Source organism: Variovorax beijingensis (genome assembly GCF_003951285.1).
GTDB lineage: Bacteria > Pseudomonadota > Gammaproteobacteria > Burkholderiales > Burkholderiaceae_C > Variovorax > Variovorax beijingensis.
Map to the genome: position 1 here is coordinate 53,995 of NZ_RXFQ01000016.1, position 13,627 is coordinate 67,621.

Below are 13,627 nucleotides of genomic sequence, written 5' to 3' on the forward strand. Positions count from 1 at the left end.
GTCCTTCTTGCGTTGAATGTCTCTGACCGAGGTTGGAGCCGCTATTGAAATACGGAACGCGCCGCAGCGCAGTCACGAAGGTGCCCCATGCCGGCGCTTCTGCTCCTCCTTCAGGCCTCTGCTTTCTTCAGCACATAGCCGATGCGCGGGAAGTGCACGTGCACCGTGCCCACGCGCTCGTGGCTGCGCGCGAGCGTGTAGTGCGTGCGCGTGGCGGCCACCAGCGTGCCGGGCGTTTCCTCCAGGCCGAAGCTCTCGGCGCGAATGGTGACCGCGCTGCCCAGCGCGATGCCGTGGTCGTCCTGAAAGGTGCTGTCGGTCAGCAGCGTGTGCGGCGCGGCGGCCTTGGCGACGGCGATGGCTTCGTCCGAGCCGGATTTTTCGATGGCGCCATGGCCGATGGCGGCCATGCGGTCCATCCAGTCGATGACCGCGGGCGTGAGGTCGAGGATGCCGCGCACCGAGTCGATGCGGCGCGTGTACCAGAGCGGGTGGTAGACCGAGAAGTCGGCAATGCACGGCACCTCGCCCAGCAGGTAGGGCTTGTCGTCGAGCATGTCGGACAGGCGGCGCAGGTACGACTTGTAGGCGCTGGTGGCGTCGGCCGGACGCAGCCGCGTCATGTTGCCCGTGCTCATTTTCGCGCGGTCTTCGCCGAAAGCCTTGGCGGCCTCGGGCGGCGCCTTGGCGAACAGCTCGGCCGCGCCCCTGGGCTGCATGCTCCAGGCCATGGCGGCCCAGAACAGGGTGGTGTCGGCCCACTGCGCGAGGATGCGCGACATGCCCTTCTCGGGCTCGGGGTAGAGCGTGGCTTCGGGCTGCAGGTGCTCGAGCACGTCGGCGATCAGCGCGCTGTCGCAGTAGATGTCCGCACCGATCTGCAGGAACGGTGTCTTGCGATAGCCGCCCGTGAGCACCTCCACGTCGGGCTTGGGCATGACGGGCGGAATGAGCACGGATTTCCACGCCAGCTTCTTGGCGCCGAGGATGAGCCGCACTTTCTCGGAGAACGGGGAGGTGTTGTAGTGGTGCAGGATGAGTTCGGCCATGTGCTGGTTCCCGTGGATGAAGTGTTGCGCAGCTCAGCGCGGCTGCGCACGCTCGATGATCGAATCGAAATCGCTGCCCGCGCCCAGCGTGCCGAAGGCATTGCCCCAGTCGCCGCCCAGCCGCGATGCGCAGAAGGCGCCCACGACGGCCGGCGGCGCGGTCTGCGCGAGCAACGCAGCCTGCACCGCCAGGGCCACGTCCTGCGCGAGGCGTCGCGCCTCGGCCTCGGAAGCCATGGCCTCGATGCGTGCCGGCAGCGCGTCGGCCAGGCGGTCGAGCGCCGCATGCTGGCCGCGCGCGGGCGCCAGCTCCCTGGTCAACGCGGCCACCGCATCGCCCTTACGCAGGCCGCGCAGCAGGTCGAGCGCCATGATGTTGCCGGCGCCTTCCCAGATCGAGTTGAGCGGCATCTCGCGGTAGATGCGCGCCATGATGCCTTCGCCGCCCTCTTCCACGTAGCCGTTGCCGCCGAGGCATTCCATGGCTTCCTGGGCGAAGTGGCTGCCGCGCTTGCAGATCCAGAACTTGGCGACCGGCGTGAGCAGCCGCGCCATCAGGCGCTCATGCTCGTCGGCCTGCTGGTCGAAGGCGCGCGCGAGGCGAATGGCCAGCGCCGTGGAGGCCTCGCTTTCGAGGGCCAGGTCGGCCAGCACGTTCTTCATGAGCGGCTGCTCGATCAGCGGCTTGCCGAAGGCCATGCGCTGGCTCGCGTGGTTGAGCGCAATGCCAAGCGCCTGCCGCATCAGGCCGCTGGTGCCCAGCGCGCAGTCGAGCCGGGTCATGGTGCCCATCTCGAGGATCTGCGGAATGCCGCGCCCCTCTTCGCCCACGAGCCATGCGCTGGCGCCGTGGAACTCGACCTCGGAGCTCGCGTTGGCCTTGTTGCCGAGCTTGTCCTTCAGGCGCTGGATGTGGATGGCATTGCGGCTCCCGTCGGGAAGCACGCGCGGCAGGAAGAAGCAGCTCAGGCCGGCGGGCGCCTGCGCGAGCACCAGGAAGGCATCGCACATCGGCGCCGAGAAGAACCACTTGTGGCCGGTGATCGCGTAGCGCTCGCCCCAGGTGTCGCCGGCCTCTCGCACGGCGCGCGTGGTATTGGCGCGCACGTCGGAGCCGCCCTGCTTCTCGGTCATGCCCATGCCCATGGTCACGCCGGGCTTGTCCTTGAACGAAGCAAGCGCCGGGTCGTACCAGAGGCTGCCGAGCTTCGGGCCCCAGTCGGCATAGACGGCGGCATTGCTGCGCAGCGCGGGCGTGGCCGCGTAGGTCATCGAGACCGGGCAAAGGATCGACGGCTCCAGTTCGGTGAAGAGCATGAAGCCGGCCGCCCGCAGCACGTGCGGCGAGGCCGAAGTGCCCGTCCAGGGTGTGCCGTGCAGGCCTGCGCCCACGGCGGCGGCCATGAGCACGTGATAGCTCGGATGAAACTCCACCTCGTCGATGCGCCGGCCGAAGCGGTCGTGCGTGTGCAGTTCGGGCGGATGGGTGTTGGCGAGCCGCGCATGCGCCTGCATCTCGGCCGAGCCGATGGTGGCCCCCAGCTCCCGCAACTGCGCCACCTGCAGCTGCGGTGCGTTGAACTTCAATGCATCGCGCAGGGGCCGGTTGGTTTCGAAGAGGTTGTAGCCCACCAGCGGCTCGGGCTGGTTGAACACCTCGTGCGTCGTTTCCATAACCGGCCTCCTTGCCGTGCGTTCAGCTCATTCAGATCAGTTTGACAAGCTGCTTGCCGAAATTCTTTCCCTTGAGCAAACCCAGGAAGGCCTCAGGGGCAGCCTCGATGCCTTGCGCCACCGACTCGCGCGGCCTGAGCTTGCCGGTGGCCACCAGCGCACCGAGCTCGGCCAGCGCCTCGGGCCACACCTCCATGTGCTCGCTCACGATGAAGCCTTCGATCTTCATGCGGTTGATGAGGATCAGCGCCGGGTTCGCGAGCGGCAGCGGCTGGCCGTCGTAGCCCGCGATCATTCCGCACAGCGCCACGCGCGAGAAGGCGTTGGCGCGCAGCAGCACGGCGTCGAAGATGTAGCCGCCCACGTTCTCGAAGTAGCCGTCGATGCCGTTCGGGCAGGCTTCCTTGAGCGCGGCGCTCATGCTCTTGGCGTCGGGGTGCTGGCGGTAATCGATGCAGGCATCGAAGCCAAGCTCGTCGGTCACATATTTGCACTTGTCCGGCCCGCCCGCAATGCCCACCACGCGGCAGCCGCGCGCCTTGGCCAATGCACCGAAGGCGCTGCCGACCGCGCCGCTGGCGGCCGTGACGACCATCGTCTCGCCGGCCTTCGGCGCGATGATCTTCACGAGCCCGTACCAAGCCGTGACGCCCGGCATGCCGACCGCGCCGAGGTAGTGCGACAGCGGCACCTGCGTGGTGTCGACCTTCTTGAGCGCGCCGGGCTGCGAGGCATCGACCACGCTGTATTCCTGCCAGCCGCCGAAGCCCACCACCTTGTCGCCGACGGCGTACTTGGGGTGCTTGCTCTCTACCACCTCGCCGGCCGTGCCGCCCTGCATGACCTGGCCCAGGGGCTGCGGCTGGGCATAGCTCTTGGAATCGTTCATGCGCCCGCGCATGTAGGGGTCGAGGCTCATGTAGTGGTGGCGCACCAGCACCTGGTTGTCCTTGAGTGCGGGCGTCTCGGCGGTCACCAGCTTGAAGTTGCCGGCAACGGCTTCGCCGTCGGGGCGGTTGTCGAGGTGGATCTGTTTGTTCGTAGGCATGAGTATCTCCGGAAGAATGCAATTAATCGGTGGAAGGCGGGCGCATCGCGTTGGCGCTCGCGGGGCCTGTGGGCAGCCGGCGCTTCACGTACTTGAAGGTGCCCGTGGCGTGCGCGCACACGCGCTCCAGCTCGTCGTAGATCTTGGCCTCGGTGAAGGCCAGCGTTGCGGTGCGGTGGATCAGCGTGCCGCGCGCATGCAGCGGCCCGACCGAGGGCTGCATGAAGCTGGTCTTCATCTCGATGGTGACCACGCCCGTCTCGGGCGCCACGCTGCGCGCCGCTGCCGCCATGGTGATGTCCAGCAGCGTCATGCAGGCACCGCCGTGCGTCACGTCGAAGGTGTTGAGATGTTCGGGCTTGGCGGTGTAGATGATCTCGGACTCGCCGCCCTCGAACTTGGTGAGCTCGAAGCCCAGGTGCCGCGCGAACGGGATCTGGCTCGTGTAGGAGAGGATGTTGATGTCGGTGGAATCTTCAGCCATTTCACGCACCAAGCACCACGCTCACACCACCATCCACCGCCAGCCACTGGCCGGTGATGTGCTTGCCGGCATCACTCGCGTACAGCAGCGTCAAGCCCTTCAGGTCTTCGTCGTCGCCCAGGCGGCCAAGCGGCGCATGCGAGGCCATCTTTTCCTCGCCCAGCGACTTGATCAGCCCCGCCGCCATCTTGGTCATGAAGAAGCCCGGGCAGATCGCATTCACGTTGATGTTGTACTTGCCCCATTCCGCCGCGAGCGTGCGCGTGAAGCCGATCACGGCGGTCTTCGAAGTGTTGTAGGCCAGCGTCTGCATCTCGGGCGGGTTGCCGTTGAGGCCCGCGATCGAGGCGATGTTGATGATGCGTCCCGTCTTCTTCGGGATCATGTAGCCGTTGGCCACATGCTGCGACAGGATGAAATAGCCGCGCACGTTGAGGTTCATCACCTTGTCCCAGGCCTCGACCGGATGGCTCTCGGCCGGCGCGCCCCAGCTGGCGCCCGCGTTGTTCACGAGGATGTCGATCGCGCCCATGCGCTGCAGCGTCTCGTCGGCCAGGCGGCGCGTGTCTTCTTCCTTCGAGCAGTCGGCGGCGATCCAGCGCGCGTCGATGCCGGCCGATTGCAGTTCGGCCGCGGCCTGCTCCAGGTCGTCGGCCTTGCGCGAGCTCAGCATGATCTTCGCGCCGGCCTCGCCGAGCGCATGCGCCATCTGCAGGCCCAGGCCGCGCGAGCCGCCGGTGATGAGGGCGGTCTTGCCGCTGAGGTCGAAGAGTTGTCTGGTGGTGCGGGGTGTCATGTCTGTGTCTCCGGAGTCGATGTGAAAGAAGGTTCGCGGTCCGAGGCCGCTACGAATCGGTGCTGGCGGCCTCGACCGCCGCGACCTTGCCCGACGCCACTGCTTTTTTCAGCTGGCGCCAGTCAGCCTGGTTGATATCGGCATAGGCCTCGGCGAAGTCCGCGAGCGCAGTATTGAAGGTCCTGGAGCGCCCGAGGTAGCCGGCGATGGACCAGGCGTCGCCGCCCTTGGCATGCGCGCGTGCCAGGCTGTAGCCGCAGGCTTCGGCAAACTCGGCCAGGTCGACCGGCTTGAAGTCTTCGAGCTTGTAGGAAGCCTTCATGTCGCGCAGCTGGCGCACATAGAAGCCGCGTCCGCCCTGCGCCTCGGCCCAGCCGAGGAAAACGTCGCTGGCGGCCTGTGCCAGCCGCTGCCCCTGCACCACGCGCTGGCCCGGAGAGCCCGAACCCGGCGCCGGGCCCAGGTGGGCTTCGAGCACCGATTCGCCGGCCTCCTTGCACTGCAGGAACAGGGGATGGATCTGGTCGGCCACCAGCAGCAACAGGAAGCAGCGCCGGCCCACCGAACCGACACCGGGCGTCAGCACCGCAACGTCGTGCAGCTCGTAGCGGTCGAACAGCCGCTGGCGCTCGGGCGTCAGGCTGGTGCGGTATTGCGCCAGGAACGCCGGCAACCCAGCGCGAAAGCGGCCGATCTCGCGCGCGGTGGCCTTGGCGTCGTGGTACACGAACGGCGGCCGGTCGCGCACCATGAGACGGCCCTGAACCATCTCGGTCGCCTCTTCGGCGAACACGCGCGAGGTGCTGTGCCGGGCCTTCTTGATGACCGCGAGCTCGGTCGCATCCTCGGCTCCGAGCTTCAGCAGCGTTTGCGAGGTGAGGCGTGCGTACCAGGCATCCAGCGTGTCCATCCGCGCAAAGCGGCGCATGCGGTCGCGGTACGCCTCGGCCATTTGCCGCACCGCGTCGCGCCCGACGCGCGGCTTGAAGCCGAGATCGCGCGCAGCCACGACGAACGAGGTGGCGAGCCGGCGCACATCCCAGTCGAAGGGACCCTGCAGGGTTTCGTCGAAGTCGTTGATGTCGAAGACGAGGGAGCGCTCGGGGCTGGCGAAGAAGCCGAAGTTCGCAAGGTGCGCATCGCCGCACAGCTGTGTCGCGATGCCGCTGTGCGGCAGTCTCGCCAGGTCGTTCGCCATCAGGCTTGCGGCGCCGCGGTAGAAGGTGAACGGGGTGGCCAGCATGCGGCCGTGGCGCACCGGCACCAGTTCGGGCACCCGGCCGCGATTGGATGCCTTCAGCCATCCGAGCGGATCGCGGCCGGCCGCATCGGGCTTGGGCGCATCCGCCCATTGGTCGAGCGCGCAATGGGCACGCTGTGCGCGGCCGAATGCCCGCCGGTCGGCGGGCGAAGCCTTGGCGTCGGGCGCGCGGGGTTCAGGCTTCATGGGCCAGGCGCACCACACCGACGAAGGGTTTCATGAGCATGGCGAGGCCTTCCTGCGCCTACTTGTCGTCGAGGCGCGAGCGCACGTAGATGAGCGCAAAGCCCACCAGCGCGACCACGGCGCCGGGCACGGCCATCGACCAGCCGAGCGCCGGCTCGGTGCGGCCCGTGGCAATGCCGAGAATCACGAGAAACAGGCCGCCGTAGATCAGGATCCAGATCCACTTCTCGAGCCGTGCATGCGGCTTCGGCGGCTTGACGGGGTTGGGCGTGTTGTTGGGAGCGGCGTTGGCCATTGTCAAAAAGCGTCCTCGGGCAATGCTGTACAGGTGGGGTCGCGGCTCTCGACCACGTTGAGCCAGGCACCGATTTTCGGCAGCTCGTAGTGGAAGAAGTAGTCCGTGGCGCCTATCTTGCCAGCTGTTACCGCCCTCGCCTTTTCCGCATCGATCTCGAGTGCCCGCCGCGCCACGTCCAGCCAGATCCAGGCCAGCACGGTGTGGCCGAAGGCCTGCATGTACGGCACGGCGTTGGCCAGCGCGTCGGCCGGATCGCCGGTGGACCAGGCGGCCTCGGTGGCGCTGACTATGCGCTGCCATGCGGCTTCCAGCGCCCTGGCATGCGCCGCGAGCGCGAGCACCTTGGCGGCGCGGCCGATGGTCTCGGCGATGCGCCCGCCCAGCAGCTGCAGGCCGCGGCCCTTTTCCATCAGGACCTTGCGGCCCAGCAGGTCGGCCGCCTGGATGCCGTGCGTGCCCTCGTGGATCATGTTCAGGCGGTTGTCGCGCCAGTACTGCTCCACCGGAAAATCGCGCGTGTAGCCGTAGCCGCCATGCACCTGGATGGCCAGCGAATTGGCCTCGAGGCACCACTCGCTGGGCCAGCTCTTGGCAATGGGCGTGAGCACCTCGAGCAGCAGGCGCGCGTCGTCCGCGGCCTGCGCGTCGCCGGTTTTCTGCTCGTCGACCAGCCGCGCGCAGTACAGCTCCAGCGCGAGCGCGCCTTCGCAGTACGCCTTCTGCGCGAGCAGCATGCGGCGCACGTCGGCGTGCTCGATGATGCGCACCTGCGGGCTGGCCGAGTCCTTCGCGACCGCTGTGCCGGGCTGCTCCGCCTTCTTCACGAGCCGGCCCTGCGGCCGCGTCTTCGCATAGTCGAGCGAGGCGTGGTAGCCGGCCATGCCCAGCATGGTGGCGGCCGTGCCGACGCCGATGCGCGCCTCGTTCATCATGTGGAACATGCAGTGCAGGCCCTTGCCGGGCTCGCCGACGAGGTAGCCCACCGCGCCCGCTTTGCCGCCAACCGGGTACTTGCCCTCGCCGAAGTTCAGCAGCGTATTGGTGGTGCCGCGCCAGCCGAGCTTGTGGTTGAGGCCCGCGAGCGCCACGTCGTTGCGCTCGCCGGTCAGCTCGCCTTGGGTATTCACCATGCGCTTGGGCACGATGAACAGCGAGATCCCGCGCGTACCCGGCACCAGCTTGCCGCTGGCATCGGGAATCTTGGCCAGCACGATGTGCACGATGTTCTCGGTGAGCTCGTGGTCGCCGGCCGAGATCCACATCTTGTTGCCCGTGAGCCGATAGCGCGGCCCGAGCGGATCGCCCTGGTAGTCGTCGCCATCGGGCACGGCGCGCGTGGCCACGTCGCTCAGCGACGAGCCGGCCTGCGGCTCGGACAGGCACATGGTGCCGGCCCAGCGGCCCGAGAACTCGTTCTTGGCGAACACTTCCTTCTGCATCTCGGTGCCGTGCACCATCAGCAGGTTGGCGTTGCCGCTGGTGAGCATGTTCGAGCCGATGCTGACCGACGCCATCGCAAAGAAACTGTTGGCCGCGGCCTGCAGCGTGTAGGGCAGCTGCATGCCGCCGACGTCGTAGTCCTGCGCCGCGCTCATCATTCCCGATTCGACAAAAGCCCTGTGCGCATCGTGCGTGGCCTGGGGCAGCACGACCTTCTCGCCGTCGAAGTGCGGCTCCTGCGTATCGACGATGCGATTGGCCGGCGCGTACTTCTCGCGCGCAATGCGCTCGCAGGTGTCGAGCACCGCATCGAAGGTTTCGCGCGAATGGTCTGAAAAGCGCTCGCGCTGGCTCAGCGATTCCGCGTCGAGCCAGTCGTAGAGCAGGAAGTCGATGGTGGGACGCAGGCTCATGATCGATCTCGGTGTGAATGGATGCGCGGGTTCTGTGCCAGGAACACCGCGGAACCGGCTCTGCCGGGCCGCTGGTGTTGCCCCCGGAAGGGGGTTGGCGGAGGCGACACGCAGTGCGCCGCAGCCTGGGGGAAAGTCAGATGATTTCGAAGACGCCCGCGGCACCCATGCCGCCGCCGATGCACATCGTGACCAGCACCTTCTTTGCGCCGCGGCGCTTGCCTTCGATGAGCGCATGGCCGGTCAGGCGCTGGCCGCTCACGCCGTAGGGGTGGCCCACGGCAATGGCGCCGCCGTCGACGTTCAGGCGGTCGCCCGGAATGCCGAGCTTGTCGCGGCAATAGATCACCTGCACCGCGAAGGCCTCATTGAGTTCCCACAGGTCGATGTCGTTGACCGTGAGGCCCAGGCGCTTGAGCACCTTCGGGATCGCGAACACCGGGCCGATGCCCATTTCGTCGGGCTCGCAGCCGGCCACGGCAAAGCCAAGGAAGCGGCCGAGCGGCTTCAGGCCCTTCTGCTGCGCGTACTTCTCGTCGACCACCACGCAGGCACCGCCGCCGTCGGAGAACTGGCTCGCGTTGCCCGCCGAGATCAGACCGCCGGGCAGCGCCGAACGGATGCCGCTGATGCCTTCCTTGGTGGTGCCGGGGCGGATGCCTTCGTCGTTCTCGACGGTGACTTCCTTGGTGCGCAGGCCCATCACGGGATCGGCCACGCCGGCCAGCACGGTGATGGGGGCGATCTCGTCCTTGAAGCGGCCGGCCTCGAGCGCGGCGGTGGCCTTCTGCTGGCTGGCGGCGCCGTACTCGTCCATGGCGTCGCGGCCGATGTTGTAGCGCTTGGCGACCTGCTCGGCCGTCTGCAGCATGTTCCAGTAGATCTCGGGCTTGTGCTTCACGAGCCAGGGGTCAGCCAGCATGTGCTTGTTGGCTTCGTTCTGCACGCACGAGATGCTCTCCACGCCGCCAGCCACGTACACCTCGCCCTCGCCCGCGATGATGCGCTGGGCGGCGGTGGCGATGGTCTGCAGGCCCGACGAGCAGAAGCGGTTGATGGTCATGCCCGAGGTGGTCACCGGGCAGCCGGCGCGCAGCGCGATCTGGCGCGCGATGTTGGAGCCGGTGGCGCCCTCGGGCGTGGCGCAGCCCATGATCACGTCGTCGACTTCGGCGGCTTCGATGCCGGCGCGCGCAATGGCGTGCTGCACGGCATGGCCGCCGAGCGTGGCGCCGTGCGTCATGTTGAAGGCACCCTTCCAGCTCTTCGCGAGCGGCGTGCGGGCGGTGGAAACGATGACGGCGCTGGTCATGGTGAGGTCCTTTGAAGATGGAAGGGAAAGAGGGTTGTGGTCGTCATTGCGCCGGCGCGGCGTTGCCGTTGCGCAGGAGCTGGTGATAGAAGCCGATCATCTCGCCGTAGTTGGCGATGGAGACGCGCTCGTTGTTGCCATGGAAGCGCGCGAGGTCCTCGCCCTTCATGCGCAGCGGCGAGAAGCGGTAGACGGCATCGCTCACGAGGCTGAAGTGGCGCGAATCGGTGGCGGCCGTCATGAGGCCGGGCGCCACCACCACATCGGGGAACGACTGGCGCACCGCCTGCTGGATCGCGCGGTAGCCCGTGCTGTCGGTCGGCGACACGGGCGAAGGCTCCGAGTTGCCGGGGTAGCGCTTGATCTTGATCTCGTCGTTGCCCAGGCTCTTGCGCAGATGGGCTTCCACACTGTCGATGCTGTCGCCCGGCAGGATGCGGAAGTTGACCGCCGCCTCGGCGCGGCCGGGCAGCACGTTGTCCTTGTTGCCGGCGCGCACGATGGTGAGCGCCGTGGTCGTGCGCAGCATTGCGTTGCTGCTCGGGCTTTTCTCGAGCTGGCCGCGCACCAGCGGCTCGGTGAGCCACAGGTTGGAGAGCATCACGCGGTTGACGCCGCCCATCTCGGGCGCGAGCGCGCCGAACATCTGCGCCGCCACGCCCCGGATGCCGCCGGGCATCGGGTTGGCCTCGAGCCGCGCGAGCGCCGCGCTCATGCTGCCGATGGCGCTGCGCTGCGGCGGCATCGACGAATGGCCGGGCGCGGTGTCGAGCGAGAGAAAGAAAGTGCCGTAGCCCTTCTCGGCCAGGCCGATGAGCGCCGCGGGCTTCGACAGGCCGGGCAGCACGCCGTCGAGGATCAGCAGGCCCTCGTCGAGCACCCAGTCGAGCCGCACGTTGCGCGACTTGAGCAGTTCGGCAATGGGCTGCGCGCCGCGCAGGCCGCTCACCTCCTCGTCGTCACCCATCACGAGGTAGACGGTCTGCCTCGGCTGGAAGCCGCTCGCGACCAGCAGCTCGATGGCCTCCATCTGCGCGAACAGGTTGCTCTTGTTGTCGAGCGTGCCGCGGCCCCAGACGAAGCCATCCTTGATCTCGCCCGCGAAGGGGTCGACCGTCCAAGCCTTCTCGGTACCCGGGGCGATGGGCACCATGTCCTGGTGCGCCATCAGCGCGACGGGCCTGGCCTGCGGATCGCTGCCGGCCCATGTGTAGAGCAGCGCCCTGTTGCCGACCACTTCCTTCTTGAGGGTGGCGTGGAGCTTGGGGAACTGCTGCGCGAGGTAGGCATGCAGCTTGTCGAACTCGGCCAGGTTCGCAGCCGGGTCGTCGAGGCTGGACACCGTGCGGATCGGAATCGCGCCGGCCAGCCGCTTCGCGGCCGCCTGCAGGTCGATGTCCAGCCTGGGTGCGGGCGCCACCGCCAGCTGCCGCGATGGCGTGGTCCAGGTCTTGACCGCCACGGCGGCCGCCAATGCCAGCAGCACCAGCAGCAGCCCGAGAAAGATGCGTTTCAACATGGGCGGCCTGAATCCCTTCGCGGTCAGCTGAACTGCTTGCCTTCGGCGACCAGCTTCTGGATCAGCGGCGCGGGCTGCCAGAACTCGGCGTCGTCGCGCGGGTTCCTGGCAAAGCGCTTCATGGTTTCGGCCACGTTGTACAGGCCGACCTGCGATGCGTAGTGCATGGGGCCGCCGCGCCAGATCGGGAAGCCATAGCCGGTGAGGTACACCATGTCGATGTCGCCCGCCTTCGAGGCAATGCCGTCCTCCAGGATGTGCGCGCCTTCATTGACCAGTGCATAGACCAGGCGCTGCACGATCTCTTCGTCTGAGATCTTGCGCGGCGTGATGCCCAGTTCCTTGCGGTGGTCCTCGATCATCTTGTTGACGAGCTCCGACGGAATCGCGTCGCGCTTGCCGGCCTGGTAGTCGTACCACCCTGCCCCAGTCTTCTGGCCGAAGCGGCCCAGTTCGCAGAGCTTGTCGGCCGTGCCGCTGTACTTCATGTCCGGATACTCCACGGCGCGGCGCTTGCGAATCGCCCAGCCGATGTCGTTGCCGGCCAGGTCGCCCATGCGGAACGGGCCCATGGCAAAGCCGAACTTCTCGACGGCCTTGTCGACCTGCTGCGGCGTGGCGCCCTCGTCCAGCAGGAAGCCCGCCTGGCGCGAGTACTGCTCGATCATGCGGTTGCCGATGAAGCCGTCGCACACGCCCGAGACCACGGCCGTCTTCCTGATCTTCTTGCCAATGTCCATGACCGTAGCCAGGACGTCCTTGGCCGTTTCCTTGCCGCGCACCACCTCGAGCAGCTTCATCACGTTGGCCGGGCTGAAGAAGTGCATGCCGACCACGTCCCGCGGACGCTGGGTGAAGGCTGCGATCTTGTCGACGTCGAGCGTCGAGGTGTTGGAAGCCAGGATGGCGCCCTTTTTGGCGACGCGGTCGAGCTCCTTGAACACCTTCTCCTTCACGCCGAGTTCCTCGAACACCGCTTCTATGATCAGGTCGGCATCCTTCAGGTCGTTGTAGTCGAGCGTGGTGCTCAAAAGCGCCATGCGCTGCTCGTACTTGTCCTGCTTGAGCTTGCCCTTCTTGACCTGGGATTCGTAGTTCTTGCGGATGGTCGCAATGCCGCGGTCGAGCGCTTCCTGCTTCATCTCGAGAATCTTCACGGGGATGCCCGCGTTCAGGAAGTTCATCGAGATGCCGCCGCCCATGGTGCCGGCGCCGATCACGCCCACCGACTTGATCTCTCGCTTGGGCGTGTCGTCGGGCACGTCGGGGATCTTGGAGGCCGCGCGCTCGGCCATGAACAGGTGGCGCAGCGCCAGCGATTCGGGCGTGAACATCAGCGCGGTGAAGATCCGGCGCTCTTCGGCCATGCCTTCGTCGAACTTCATCCGGGTGGCGGCCTGCACCGCGTCGACGCACTTGAGCGGCGCCGGGTAGTTCTTCGACATGCCGCCGACCATGTTCTTCGCGAACTGGAAGTAGGCATCGCCCTGCGGGTGCTTGCACGGCAGGTTGCGCACCAGCGGCAGCGCTTCACCGGTCTTGCCCGCAACGCCCTTGGCGAATGCAACGGCTTCCTCGAACACCGATTCGGGCGAGGCGGCGAGCTTGTCGAACAGCTTCTGGCCCGGCAGGCTGGCCAGCAGTTCGCTCTTGACGGGCTCGCCGCTCACGATCATGTTGAGCGCGGTCTCCACGCCCAGCACGCGCGGCAGGCGCTGCGTGCCGCCGGCGCCGGGAATCAGGCCCAGCTTGACCTCGGGCAGCGCAATGCTGGTGCCGGGCGCCGCCACGCGGTAGTGGCAGCCGAGCGCCAGCTCGAGGCCGCCGCCCATGCACACCGAATGGATCGCCGCGACGATCGGCTTGGGCGAAGCCTCGAGCGCGAGGATCACGCTCAGCAGGTTGGGCTCCTGCAGCGCCTTGGGCGTGCCGAATTCCTTGATGTCCGCGCCGCCCGAGAACGCCTTGCCGGCACCGGTGATGACGATGGCCTTGACGGCATCATCGGCATTGGCCTTCGCGAGCCCATCGGTGATGCCGATGCGGGTCGAGAAACCGAGACCGTTGACCGGAGGGTTGGTCAGTGTGATCACGGCGACATCGCCGAGCACTTTGTATTCAGCCGTCATGCTGCGTTCCTTGGTGTG

Annotated in this window: 11 protein-coding genes; all 11 read right to left on the reverse strand. The window is 67.3% G+C overall.

Annotated features, from left to right (window positions below; translation table 11 throughout):
- Nucleotides 1-110: 110 nt before the first annotated feature.
- The 11 genes from EJO66_RS23910 to EJO66_RS23960 all read right to left on the reverse strand — a co-directional run bounded on the left by EJO66_RS23910 (nt 111) and on the right by EJO66_RS23960 (nt 13,609).
- A complete protein-coding gene (locus tag EJO66_RS23910; RefSeq protein WP_125966339.1) occupies nt 111-1,049 on the reverse strand; it encodes a glutathione S-transferase family protein in 939 nt (312 codons plus the stop codon).
- A gap of 33 nt (nt 1,050-1,082) precedes the next feature.
- Nucleotides 1,083-2,723: an isovaleryl-CoA dehydrogenase gene (locus EJO66_RS23915; RefSeq protein ID WP_124957882.1), complete on the reverse strand. Its 1,641-nt coding sequence runs from the start codon at nt 2,721-2,723 to the stop codon at nt 1,083-1,085.
- A 31-nt stretch (nt 2,724-2,754) separates the two neighbouring features.
- Nucleotides 2,755-3,771, reverse strand: a complete 1,017-nt coding sequence (locus tag EJO66_RS23920; RefSeq protein ID WP_124957881.1) for an NADP-dependent oxidoreductase — start codon at nt 3,769-3,771, stop codon at nt 2,755-2,757.
- A 22-nt stretch (nt 3,772-3,793) separates the two neighbouring features.
- Nucleotides 3,794-4,255 (reverse strand): PaaI family thioesterase, encoded by a 462-nt coding sequence (locus tag EJO66_RS23925; protein ID WP_124957880.1) that lies wholly within the window; start codon nt 4,253-4,255, stop codon nt 3,794-3,796.
- A gap of 1 nt (nt 4,256) precedes the next feature.
- The gene (locus EJO66_RS23930) at nt 4,257-5,051 is read right to left on the reverse strand and encodes an SDR family oxidoreductase (protein WP_125966340.1); all 795 of its coding nucleotides are present in this window, start codon (nt 5,049-5,051) and stop codon (nt 4,257-4,259) included.
- 49 nt (nt 5,052-5,100) lie between these two features.
- On the reverse strand, nt 5,101-6,498 hold the full coding sequence (locus EJO66_RS23935; protein ID WP_125966341.1) for a DUF2252 domain-containing protein: 1,398 nt from the start codon (nt 6,496-6,498) through the stop codon (nt 5,101-5,103).
- A 58-nt stretch (nt 6,499-6,556) separates the two neighbouring features.
- Nucleotides 6,557-6,793 carry a hypothetical protein gene (locus tag EJO66_RS23940; protein WP_124957877.1) on the reverse strand — a complete coding sequence of 79 codons (237 nt, stop codon included), beginning with the start codon at nt 6,791-6,793 and terminating at the stop codon, nt 6,557-6,559.
- Between the two features lie 2 nt (nt 6,794-6,795).
- A complete protein-coding gene (locus EJO66_RS23945) occupies nt 6,796-8,649 on the reverse strand; it encodes an acyl-CoA dehydrogenase (RefSeq protein WP_124957876.1) in 1,854 nt (617 codons plus the stop codon).
- A gap of 136 nt (nt 8,650-8,785) precedes the next feature.
- A complete protein-coding gene (locus EJO66_RS23950; protein WP_124957875.1) occupies nt 8,786-9,961 on the reverse strand; it encodes an acetyl-CoA C-acyltransferase in 1,176 nt (391 codons plus the stop codon).
- Between the two features lie 43 nt (nt 9,962-10,004).
- On the reverse strand, nt 10,005-11,480 hold the full coding sequence (locus tag EJO66_RS23955) for a M20 family peptidase (protein WP_124957874.1): 1,476 nt from the start codon (nt 11,478-11,480) through the stop codon (nt 10,005-10,007).
- 23 nt (nt 11,481-11,503) lie between these two features.
- Complete coding sequence (locus EJO66_RS23960; RefSeq protein WP_125966342.1) at nt 11,504-13,609, reverse strand: 3-hydroxyacyl-CoA dehydrogenase NAD-binding domain-containing protein; 2,106 nt, start codon at nt 13,607-13,609, stop codon at nt 11,504-11,506.
- Between the last annotated feature and the right edge of the window lie 18 nt (nt 13,610-13,627).

What these genes read in the sequence shown, in the direction of transcription:
- EJO66_RS23960 (WP_125966342.1), bottom strand. Translation starts at nt 13,609, where the DNA reads ATGACGGCTGAATACAAAGTGCTCGGCGATGTCGCCGTGATCACACTG.
- EJO66_RS23935 (WP_125966341.1), bottom strand. Translation starts at nt 6,498, where the DNA reads ATGAAGCCTGAACCCCGCGCGCCCGACGCCAAGGCTTCGCCCGCCGAC.
- EJO66_RS23915 (WP_124957882.1), bottom strand. Translation starts at nt 2,723, where the DNA reads ATGGAAACGACGCACGAGGTGTTCAACCAGCCCGAGCCGCTGGTGGGC.
- EJO66_RS23925 (WP_124957880.1), bottom strand. Translation starts at nt 4,255, where the DNA reads ATGGCTGAAGATTCCACCGACATCAACATCCTCTCCTACACGAGCCAG.
- EJO66_RS23930 (WP_125966340.1), bottom strand. Translation starts at nt 5,051, where the DNA reads ATGACACCCCGCACCACCAGACAACTCTTCGACCTCAGCGGCAAGACC.
- EJO66_RS23920 (WP_124957881.1), bottom strand. Translation starts at nt 3,771, where the DNA reads ATGCCTACGAACAAACAGATCCACCTCGACAACCGCCCCGACGGCGAA.
- EJO66_RS23955 (WP_124957874.1), bottom strand. Translation starts at nt 11,480, where the DNA reads ATGTTGAAACGCATCTTTCTCGGGCTGCTGCTGGTGCTGCTGGCATTG.
- EJO66_RS23950 (WP_124957875.1), bottom strand. Translation starts at nt 9,961, where the DNA reads ATGACCAGCGCCGTCATCGTTTCCACCGCCCGCACGCCGCTCGCGAAG.
- EJO66_RS23940 (WP_124957877.1), bottom strand. Translation starts at nt 6,793, where the DNA reads ATGGCCAACGCCGCTCCCAACAACACGCCCAACCCCGTCAAGCCGCCG.
- EJO66_RS23910 (WP_125966339.1), bottom strand. Translation starts at nt 1,049, where the DNA reads ATGGCCGAACTCATCCTGCACCACTACAACACCTCCCCGTTCTCCGAG.
- EJO66_RS23945 (WP_124957876.1), bottom strand. Translation starts at nt 8,649, where the DNA reads ATGAGCCTGCGTCCCACCATCGACTTCCTGCTCTACGACTGGCTCGAC.